The sequence below is a fragment of the Streptomyces sp. NPDC006655 genome (genome assembly GCF_040703965.1).
Lineage (GTDB): Bacteria > Actinomycetota > Actinomycetes > Streptomycetales > Streptomycetaceae > Streptomyces.
Genome location: NZ_JBEYJU010000008.1, coordinates 157,320 through 167,333 on the forward strand (window position 1 = coordinate 157,320; position 10,014 = coordinate 167,333).

7 protein-coding genes are annotated in these 10,014 nt (G+C 75.2%); 5 read left to right on the forward strand and 2 right to left on the reverse strand.

The window, feature by feature from the left end; genetic code table 11:
- Window positions 1-127: 127 nt before the first annotated feature.
- Entirely contained in the window at window positions 128-1,672 is a 1,545-nt protein-coding gene (locus AB0958_RS07325; protein ID WP_366889331.1) for an FAD-dependent oxidoreductase, read from the reverse strand.
- An 821-nt stretch (window positions 1,673-2,493) separates the two neighbouring features.
- Here AB0958_RS07325 and AB0958_RS07330 point away from each other — a divergent pair.
- The 3 genes from AB0958_RS07330 to AB0958_RS07340 all read left to right on the forward strand — a co-directional run bounded on the left by AB0958_RS07330 (window position 2,494) and on the right by AB0958_RS07340 (window position 7,868).
- On the forward strand, window positions 2,494-4,644 hold the full coding sequence (locus AB0958_RS07330; protein ID WP_366889332.1) for a SpoIIE family protein phosphatase: 2,151 nt from the start codon (window positions 2,494-2,496) through the stop codon (window positions 4,642-4,644).
- Window positions 4,645-4,913: 269 nt separating this feature from the next.
- The gene (locus AB0958_RS07335) at window positions 4,914-7,193 is read left to right on the forward strand and encodes a catalase (RefSeq protein ID WP_366889333.1); all 2,280 of its coding nucleotides are present in this window, start codon (window positions 4,914-4,916) and stop codon (window positions 7,191-7,193) included.
- A 147-nt stretch (window positions 7,194-7,340) separates the two neighbouring features.
- Window positions 7,341-7,868 (forward strand): hypothetical protein, encoded by a 528-nt coding sequence (locus tag AB0958_RS07340; RefSeq protein ID WP_366889335.1) that lies wholly within the window; start codon window positions 7,341-7,343, stop codon window positions 7,866-7,868.
- Here the strand turns inward: AB0958_RS07340 and AB0958_RS07345 are convergent.
- On the reverse strand, window positions 7,858-8,982 hold the full coding sequence (locus AB0958_RS07345) for an aromatic acid exporter family protein (RefSeq protein ID WP_366889336.1): 1,125 nt from the start codon (window positions 8,980-8,982) through the stop codon (window positions 7,858-7,860). The two genes, AB0958_RS07340 and AB0958_RS07345, sit on opposite strands and share 11 nt — an antisense overlap.
- Window positions 8,983-9,151: 169 nt before the next feature.
- Between AB0958_RS07345 and AB0958_RS07350 the strand changes: the two genes are divergently transcribed.
- Both AB0958_RS07350 and AB0958_RS07355 read left to right on the forward strand, forming a co-directional pair.
- Window positions 9,152-9,478 carry a plasmid stabilization protein gene (locus tag AB0958_RS07350; protein ID WP_366889337.1) on the forward strand — a complete coding sequence of 109 codons (327 nt, stop codon included), beginning with the start codon at window positions 9,152-9,154 and terminating at the stop codon, window positions 9,476-9,478.
- Window positions 9,479-9,627: 149 nt separating this feature from the next.
- Window positions 9,628-9,810 (forward strand): hypothetical protein, encoded by a 183-nt coding sequence (locus AB0958_RS07355; RefSeq protein ID WP_366889338.1) that lies wholly within the window; start codon window positions 9,628-9,630, stop codon window positions 9,808-9,810.
- Window positions 9,811-10,014: the final 204 nt, after the last annotated feature.

Here is a 10,014-nt window from a genome sequence, read left to right on the forward strand (position 1 = left end):
CGTGGTGGGCGAGAAACGGGCGCACGGAGAGGGATGTCCGGAAGACGTGCGTCAGCAGCTCCAGTCTGACCTGGAAGCGGTACGCCGGCACGTCCTGGCCGGCCCGCCCTCGGCAGCACGGCGACGGTCACGGTGATGTGATGTCGCGCGGTTCCAGTGGCCGGACCGCCGGGCCCTGGAGGATGCGGCCGTCGGGATCGAAGCGGGAACCGTGGCAGGGGCACTCCCAGGCCCGCTCCGCGCGGTTGAAGGCCACCAGACAGCCGAGGTGGGTGCAGCGGGCCGAGACGGCGTGCAACTGGCCGCTGTCGTCCCGGTGGACGGCGCACTGGTGGCCGTCCACCCGCAGGACCGCGCCGTCCCCGGGGGCCAGGTCCTCGGGCGCGGGTGCGGTCCCGGACGGCAGCCGGTCGCCGACGAAGTGCTTGGCCACGTGCGCCTGGTTCTTGAGGAAGGTGCCGCCCTCACGGACCACGGAGGCCAGCCGGCGGGGGTCGTACAGGCCGGCCCACTCGGGCTCCCGGCCCTCGACCAGGTCGGCGATCAGCCGGCCGGCCATGATGCCGCCGCTCAGGCCCCAGCCGCCGAAACCGGTGGCCACATAGGTGTGCCGACTGCCGGGATGGAGGCGCCCGACCAGGGGGACGGAGTCGGTGGAGTCGTTGTCCTGGGTGGCCCACCGGTGAGTGGGGGTCAGGCCCGGGAAGCGGCTCTCGGCCCAGGCGGTCAGCCGGGCGAAGCGTTCCTCGACGTCCGCGGCGCCGGGGGCGCCCGGCGTGAAGTGCTCCCCGGTGACGACCAGCAGACGGGTGCCGTCGGTGGAGGGGGCGCTGCGCACGGACCGGGTGTTCTGCTCGGTCGTGATGTACATGTCGCGGGGCGCCAGGTCGGCGTCGATCGGGCCGGCGACGACCAGCTCGCGGCGCGGGGAGAGCCGGGTGAAGAGCAGGGCGCGGTCGAAGATCGGGTAGTGGGTGGCGACCACCACCTCGCGCGCCCGCACCGACACGCCGGTGTCGGTCTCCAGGACACAGGGTTCGCCTTCGGTGAGGCCGGTGACACGGGTGCCCTCGTACACGGTGCCGCCGTGCCGCTTCAGGTCGTCGGTGAGGGCGCGCAGGTACTTCACGGGGTGGAACTGCGCCTGCCCGGTCACCCGGACGGCCCCGGCCACCGGGTAGGGCAGCTCGGTCCCGGTGACGAACTCGGCCGGCAGGCCCGCCTCACGTGCCGCCTCGGCCTCCGCGCGCAGGGCCCCGACGTGCTCGGGGGCCTCGGCGTACGTGTGGGCCGCCGCTTCCTCCCAGTCGCAGTCGATCCCGAGGTCGGCGACCACCTCGGCGGCCCGGCGGAGCGCGGCCGACTGCGAGTCGGCGTACAGCCGGGCACCCTCGCGGCCGCGGGTGCGGCGCAGGTGGTCGTAGACGAGCGTGTGCAGCGCCGTCAGCTTGGCGGTGGTGTGGCCGGTGACGCCGGCGGCGATCCGGTCGGCCTCCAGTACGGCCACCTCACGGCCCCGGCGGGCCAGCTCCCAGGCGGTGCTGAGGCCCGCGATCCCGCCGCCGACCACGGCCACGTCGACGGAGACGTCCCCTGCGGGCGGCGGAGCGGGGGCGCCGCCCGGCGCGGTTTCCAGCCAGTACGATCCCCGGATCTCTCGCTCGGCGTTCATGGCCCCCGAGTTCCCGCCACGCCGGAATGACACCACCCCCCGCCCGGACCGCGGACGCGCCCCGAACGGTGGGAGAGGCACGGCTCCGGACGGGTGGGCAGGCCCCGGCCGGGTGGACCGGCACGGCCCCGGGATGGGCAGGCCCCGGACCGGGTGGACCGGCACGACCCCGGGATGGGCAGGCCCCGGACCCGGTGGACCGGCACGGCCCCGGGCGGACGGACAGGGCCCGGACGGCAGGCACGGCCCCGGACCCGGTGGACCGGCACGGCCCCGGGCGGACGGGCGGGGCCCTGGACGGCAGGCACGGCCCCGGGCCCGGTGGACCGGCACGGCCCTGGACGGACAGGGCCCGGACGCCAGGCACGGCCCCGGACGGGTGGACCGGCACGGCCCCGGGCGGATGGACGGGGCCCTGGACGGCAGGCACGGCCCCGGGCCCGGTGGACCGGCACGGCCCTGGACGGACAGGGCCCGGACGGCAGGCACGGCCCCGGACGGGTGGACCGGCACGGCCCTGGACGGACAGGGCCCGGACGGCAGGCACGGCCCCGGACGGGTGGACCGACACGGCCCCGGGCGGACGGGCGGGGCCCGGACGGCAGGCACGGCCCCGGACCCGGTGGACCGGCACGGCCCCGGGCGGACGGACAGGGCCCGGACGGCAGGCACGGCCCCGGGCGCGGTGGACCGGCACGGCCCCGGGCGGATGGACAGGGGGCCTGGGGGAACACGATGGTTGAGCGGTACCCGATACGAAGGGGGTGGACGGGGCGGATGGGGGCCTGCCCGTGAGGCGGCCGTACCCCCTGGGAGGCGGTGTGAGTCGAGACGCGGCGCCGCACGACACGGCGACCGAGACGCTGGACGCCGCCCTGTTGGACGTGGTCCGGCAGAGCGGGGCCTCCAGGGGGCTGCTCTACGTCCTGCCGTACGGCGGCGACGCGCTGTGGCTGATGACGCTGACGGGCGCGCCGCGTGAGATGGCCGTGCCGTGGACCCGGGTCGGTCTCGCCGACCGGGTGGCGGTGGCCGACGCGGTCCGCGAGGGCCGGCTGGTGTGGGTCGGGGACCTGGAGGAGATGGCGCGCCGCTACCCGCGCACGGCACTCGTGCTGCCCTACGACTTCGCGCTGGCCGCCGCGCCGCTCGTCGACCGGGGCGGCCCGGTGGGCGGTCTGGTGCTGCTGTGGCCGGGTGGCCACGCGCCGCGGCTCAGTGAAGGCGAGCGCGCCGCCGTGGACGCCGGCTGCCGCCGGCTCGGCGGGCTGCTGGCGTGGGCGCACCGGAAGCGGGAGCGTCCGCCCTCGCGGCCGCGCATCCTGCCGCACCCCTCGCAGCCGCGGACGCTGCCCGGCGAGGCGGGCGAACTGGCCGCGTTCATCGACCGGCTCCCCGGCGGGGCCTGCGCCCTGGACGTGACCGGCCGGTTCACGTTCGTCACGCCGGAGGCGGCCCTCCTGCTCCGGGCGGACGTGGCCGAACTGATCGGTGCCACGCCCTGGGAGGCGCTGCCGTGGATGGACGTGCCCGACGTGGAGGACCGTTACCGCCGTGCCGTGATGAGCGGACGGCCCATCTCCTTCAGCGCCACGCGACCGCCCGGCACCCGGCTGGTCTTCGACCTCTATCCGGACCCCACGGGCATCAGCGTGCGGATCCTGAACGCCGACCCCGGCGGTGATCCGCTCCCCCCGCCGTCGGGGACGCCGGCCGCCCCCGTCGACACCGCGGCGGCCCCCGGCCGGGCGAGCCTCCTCTACCACCTCATGCACCTGGCCGGCACCCTCACCGAGGCCGTCGGTGTCCAGGACGTGGTGAACCAGGCCGCCGACCAGCTGATGCCCGCGCTCGGCGCCACGGCGATGGCCCTGATGGCGCCCCGTGACGGCCGGCTCAGAATGCTCGGCCACCGTGGCTACGACCCCGGCCTGATGGCGTACTTCGACGATCTGCCGCTCAGCGAGGACACCCCCGCCGTACGCGTCCTCGACACGTGCGGCGCCCAGTTCTTCAGGAGCTTCGAGGAGCTCCAGGAGCGCTACCCGCACGCCGTCCACCTGGACGACAAGGTCTCCTGGGCGTTCCTCCCGCTGGTCGCCTCCGGCCGCGCCGTCGGCTCCCTGGTCCTCGCCTACGACCGGCCCCAGCACTTCCCGCCCTCCGAGCGGGCCGCGCTCACCGCGCTCGTCGGACTGGTGGGCCAGGCCCTCGAACGCGGTCGTCTGTACGACACCCAGTACACCGTCGCCCACCGGCTCCAGGACGCCCTGCTGCCCCGGCGCCTGCCGTCCGTGCCGGGGCTGGCCGCGGTGGCCCGGTACCGGCCGGCCGGGCACGGCCTGGAGGTGGGCGGCGACTTCTACGACCTGATCCGCCTTGACGAGCACCGCGCCGCCGCCGTGATCGGCGACGTCCAGGGCCACGACATCGACGCGGCGGCGCTGATGGGCCAGGTCCGCGTGGCCGTGCACGGCCACGCGGCGGCCGGGGCCGCTCCCGGCGAGGTGCTGGCCGCGACCAACCGGCTGCTCGGCGACCTCGCCTCCGACCGGTTCGCCAGCTGCCTGTACCTGCACCTGGACCTCGCCCGCCGCCGGATCTGCCTGGCCAGTGCCGGACACCCGCCCGCCGTGCTCCGGCATCCGGACGGCCGTACCGAGGTGCTGCGGGTCCCCGCCGGGCTCCTCCTCGGCATCGAACGGGAGGCCGGCGGCTACCCGGCCGCCGAACACCGGCTTCCGGCCGGCTGTGTCCTCGTCCTGTACACGGACGGGCTCATCGAGCGTCCGGGCCTCGATCCGGACGCCGCGGTCGAGGCACTCGCCCGGCTCGTCGCCCGCACGGACCCCGGCGACCTGGACCGCATGGCCGACCGGCTGCTCGGCCACGTCTCCGACCCGGCCGACGACGTGGCGTTGCTCCTCCTGCGCCCGCAAGCGGCGGCGCCGGACGACAACGGCACCGGCTGAGCCGCCCGCCCGGCGGCGGCACCGGCTGAGCCGCCCGCGCCCGGATCGGTCGCCGGATGTGCGAGTCGACCTCCCCGGGTCGGGTACGCGGGCGAAACCATGAGCGCCGACGGCGCGGGAGCGCTGTACAGGCTTCGCGTCCGGCGTCTCATCCCCGGTCCGCGGCTCCGGCTCCCCCGGCGGGCGCCACGGCCGGGGGACGAAGGGTTGCAGGGCACGACCCGGGTCGCGCCGCGATGCGCGTCCCCTCAGGCGAAGGGCTGGTACCCATGGGCGAGAGCAATCCCCTCAAGCGAGCGGCCGAGAAGGTCTCCGACGCGCTGCGCGGCGACCACACGGGCCCCGTCGGCGACGTCCCCGGCAAGCCGGGGCCCGAGTCTCCCCCGGTCGCGGAACCGACGGAGGCACGCGGTCCGCTGCCGCCGAAGCCGGACCAGAGCGGCCCGGACACCTACTCGCCGACCGGGCAGCCCACCGGGGCCGGCCGGGACCGGGTGGCGCAGGCGGGCAGTTACCTCACGGACGCCCAGGGGCACCGCCGTCCCGACACCGACCACTCGCTGAAGGCGGGCCCGCGCGGTCCGGTCCTGTTGCAGGACCACCATCTGCGCGAGAAGATCATGCACTTCGACCACGAGCGGATCCCGGAGCGGGTGGTGCACGCGCGGGGCGCCGGCGCGCACGGCGTGTTCCAGAGCTACGGGACGGCGGCGTCGGTGACGAAGGCGGCGTTCCTCGCGAAGGACGTCGAGACACCGGTCTTCGTACGGTTCTCCACCGTGCTCGGGTCCCGGGGATCGGCCGACACGGTACGGGACACCCGCGGCTTCGCCACCAAGTTCTACACCGGCGAGGGCGTCTTCGACCTGGTCGGCAACAACATGCCGGTCTTCTTCATCCAGGACGCCATCAAGTTCCCGGACGTGGTGCACGCCGCCAAACCGCACCCGGACCGGGAGATCCCGCAGGCGCAGAGCGCGCACGACACCTTCTGGGACTTCGTCACCCTGCACACCGAGGCCACCCACCACACGCTGTGGAACATGTCCGACCGGGGCATCCCGCGGTCGTACCGGACCATGGAGGGCTTCGGCGTCCACACCTTCCGCCTGGTCGACGCCGAGGGCGCGACCACGCTGGTGAAGTTCCACTGGAAGCCGAAGCTCGGCGTGCACTCCCTGGTGTGGGAGGAGGCGCAGATCATCAACGGCGTCGACCCGGACTTCCACCGCCGGGACCTCGCCGACGCCATCGAGGCGGGCGCCTACCCCCAGTGGGAGTTCGGCATCCAGACCTTCCCCGACACCGAGGACCAGAGCTTCGAGGGCATCGACCTCCTCGACCCGACCAACCTGGTCCCCGAGGAGCTGGCGCCGGTGCAGCCGATCGGGCTGCTGACCCTCAACCGCAACCCGTCGAACTTCTTCGCGGAGACCGAGCAGGTCGCCTTCCACGTCGGCCACCTGGTGCCCGGCATCGACGTCACCGACGACCCGCTGCTCGCCGGCCGCCTCTTCTCCTACCTCGACACCCAGATCACCCGTCTCGGCGGCCCGAACTTCGGCCAGCTGCCGATCAACCGCACGCACGCGCCCGTCAACGACATGCTGCGCGACGGCATGCACCAGACGGCCGTGCACCGGGGCGTCGCCCCCTACCGGCCCAACTCCCTGGACGGCGGCTGCCCGTTCGCGCCGGGCGCCGACCTCGGCGGGTACGTCGAGACGCCCGTGCCGGTGCCGGCGGCGCACAAGGTGCGGGAGGCGCCCGAGTCGTTCGCGGACCACTTCAGCCAGCCGCGGCGGTTCTGGCTCAGCATGAGCCCGGTGGAACGGGAGCACATCATCGGCGCGTACACCTTCGAACTCGGCAAGTGCTACGAGCCGGCCGTCCGGGAACGCGGGCTGCGGGTGCTGGCCAACATCGACCCGGAACTGTGCGCACAGGTCGCGGCCGGTCTGGGGCTGCCCGCGCCGGAGCCGACCGTGCCGCTCGCCGACGTGGCGCCCAGCCCCGCGTTGTCGCAGGTCGGCCGGACCTGGCCCACCGAGGGCCGGATCGTCGGCATCGTCACCGGCCCGGACGGCGACCTCGACGGCGTACGCGCCGTACGGGACGCCGTGGCCGCGGCGGGCATGGTGCCGCTGGTGGTGGCCCCGACCGGGGGGTTCCTGGGGAACGGCGACGGCGAGTTGCCGGTCCACCGCACCTACGCCACCGCCCGGTCCGTGGAGTTCGACGCCGTCCTGGTCGCCGGCGCGCCGGGCCTGGGCGACGACGCGTACGGCGCCCGGGACGCCAAGGCGGGTACGGGCAACGGCGGCCGGCCCGGCCAGGACCCCCGGGTGGCGCTGCTGCTGAACGAGGTCTTCCGGCACGGCAAGGCGATCGGCGGCTGGAAGGGCGCCGAGACCGCCCTGGAAGGGGCGGGCGTCCCCGCCGACGCGCCGGGCGTGATCGTGGGCGACGGCGGCCCGGAAACCCTCCAGCAGGTCATCGCCCTCCTGGGCGAGCACCGCGTCTGGGAACGCTTCCCCGCCCAGGTGTGACACTCCGCGTCGGCGGACCCGGGGCGGGGCCCGCCGACACGGGCAGCCGGGGGGCGACGTGTGCGCGTGGCCGTTCCGACGCGGGTTGTCGGGTACTCGTGCGGGGCCGTCGCATCGTGCGGGCGGCAGGAAGCGAGGCAGAGAGCCATGACGACATCGATGCCGGGGACCCGCCCGGGGACCCGCCGGGTCCGCACGGAGCTGCTCGGGATCTACCTCAACGACCACCTCGCCGGCGCCACCGCCGGGACCGGACGCGCCCAGTTCATGGCCGGGTCGCACAGTGACCCGCCGTTCGCGGAACCGCTGCGGAACCTCGCGGACGAGATCGCCGAGGACCGGGCGAGTCTGCTGCGCATCATGCGCGGCCTCGGCATACCGGCGCGCCGGTACAAGGTCGCGGCGGCCGGTGTGGCCGAGCGGCTCGGACGGCTCAAGAGCAATGGGCGCCTCGTGCGGCCGTCCCCGCTGACGCTGGTCGTCGAACTCGAGTTCCTCCGGCTGGGGGTCGAGGGCAAGGAGCTCGGCTGGCGCGCCCTGCGGTCCCTGGCCGACGCCGACGACCGCCTCGACGAGCAGGAGCTCGACGGGTTGCTCGCACGGGCCGAACAGCAGTTGAGCACCCTGGAGGAGCTGCGGGTGAGGGCCGTCAGGAAGGTGCTGCTCACCGGCTGACGGCGGAGTCGGGGCAGGCCCGTTCCAGAGCCGCGAGCAGGTGTCCGGAGGCGCTGCGCAGCGACGCCTCTTCGGTGTCGAGGGCGCCTGGTGAGGCGAGGCGCTCGACGAGCTCCCGGTGGGCCCGGCGCGCGGCGTCGAGTCCGGCCGGTTCGCCGTCGTGTGGGCCCTGGTCGTGGGGCCCCACGGCGAGGGCGGCGCCGCGCAGGAAGGCGAGGAGCGGGTCGAGGGCGTCCGGCGGGAGGGCCTTGGGGTGCGTCTCGATGTCCATGAGGGAGCGCATCAGTGCGAGCAGCCGGTCGGTGATGTCGTACCACGCCGTGTCCGCCACGGCGGGCGGCGGTGAGTGCGCCGGTTCGCGGTCCGTGCGGTGCCGCAGTCGGCGCAGGGGGTTGAGCCGGAGGCTCTCGTCGGACCAGCGGCGGGCCGCCCGCAGGTCGGTGAGGACGTCGCCCAGCCAGCGCGCCCGGTCGTCCCAGTCGTCCGGCTCGTCCGCCGCCTCCCCCTCGGCCAGCCGGTCCGCGGCGTCGGTGAGCAGCCGGGCGCTCTCGGCGGCCAGCTGGTGCCGCAGCCGGCGGACCCGGCGGTCGTGGACGGGGGGCAGCACGAGGGCGTTGACGCTCAGGCCCACCGTGGCCCCGAGGGCGGTCTCCAGCAGGCGGTGGACGATGTCCATCGGCCCGTAGGTGCCGTAGGCGATCACGAAGAGGGCGGCGGTGGGGGCGTAGACACCCTGCGCGCCGAATCGGGCGTACGAGCCCAGGAGGACCGTCGCCGGCAGGGCGAGGGCGAGCGCGGCCAGGGTGTCGCCGGTGACCACCCCCGCGAGGGCGGCCAGCAGGGTGCCCAGCACGACGACGGCGAACTGCTGCAACGCCGAGACGAGGGAACGGTAGACGGTGTCCTGGACGAGGAAGAGGGCGGTCCACGGCGCCAGGAGGGCGAACGGGGCGTGCCACCACCAGCCGGCCAGTGCCCAGGCGAGGACCGCGGCGGCCGCCGCCTTCAGCGACTGCACCGCCGTCTCCCGCTCCGGACCGCGCTCGGTCACCGATCTGCGGACCGAGCGGCCGACCGCACGCAGCTCACCCGTGGTGAAGCGGACGAAACTCATGGACCCCCGGTACCTCGCCTGGGCGGAGACAACCACCGGGACCCGCGGGTCGGACGGGGACTTCGGGGAACTCGGCGGACGGCAGGACGACAGCGGGAAGGGAACGGCGCCACCCGTGGCCGTCCGCTGGAACAGTCGAGAACAGTCGAGAACAGTGAGGAGAAGAGTGATGCCTGCCGGATCGAGTCCCAAGCGGGAACGGCAGTACGAGCACATCAAGAAGAGCGCCCAGGACCGGGGCGAGTCCACCGGGCGGGCCGAGGAGATCGCCGCCCGGACCGTCAACAAGGAACGCGCCCGGTCCGGCGAGTCCAGGACCGCGAGCAAGACCTCCACCCGTGACCCCAAGTCCGCCTCCCAGCGCGGCGGGGAGCGCTCGCACAGCGGCGCCCAGGGCCCGACCAGGGACCAGCTGTACGAAGAGGCCAAGAAGCGCGACATCCACGGCCGTTCCTCGATGACCAAGGAGCAGCTGCAGAACGCCCTCGGCCGCTGAGACCCGGACGGGCCGATCGCTCGCGGCCAGGGGGCAACGGCAGTCCCCACGGCCGCGGGCGGCGTCCGGCACGGGTCCGGGGACCGGGGGCACGTGGAGCGCGTCCGCCTCGCGCGGTAGTCCTCCCACGGCCCGGGAACTGGTGGATCATGTCTGCTGACCGTTCTCTCCCACGGGGAGGTGAAGACCATGGCAGCTGCCCCCTCCGCGCGCTCGTCCGGCGCGCCCTGCGCACCTACGCCGTGCGCGCCGACGACCGGCTCACGCAGGTCGCCCACGCCCTGGTGCACCGCGCCCTGCCCCCGGAGACGGTCCTCGCCGTCCCGGCCTGAGCGGTCCCGGCCTGAGCGGTCCCGGCCCGAGCGGTCGCGGCCCGAGCGGTCGCGGCCCGAGCGGTCGCGGCCCGAGCGGTCGCGGCCCGAGCGGTCGCGGCCCGAGCGGTCCCGGTCCAGGCGGTCCCGGTCCAGGCGGTCCCGGTCCAGGCGGTCCCGGTCCAGGCGGTCCCGGCCCGAGCGGTCGCGGCCCGAGCCATCGGA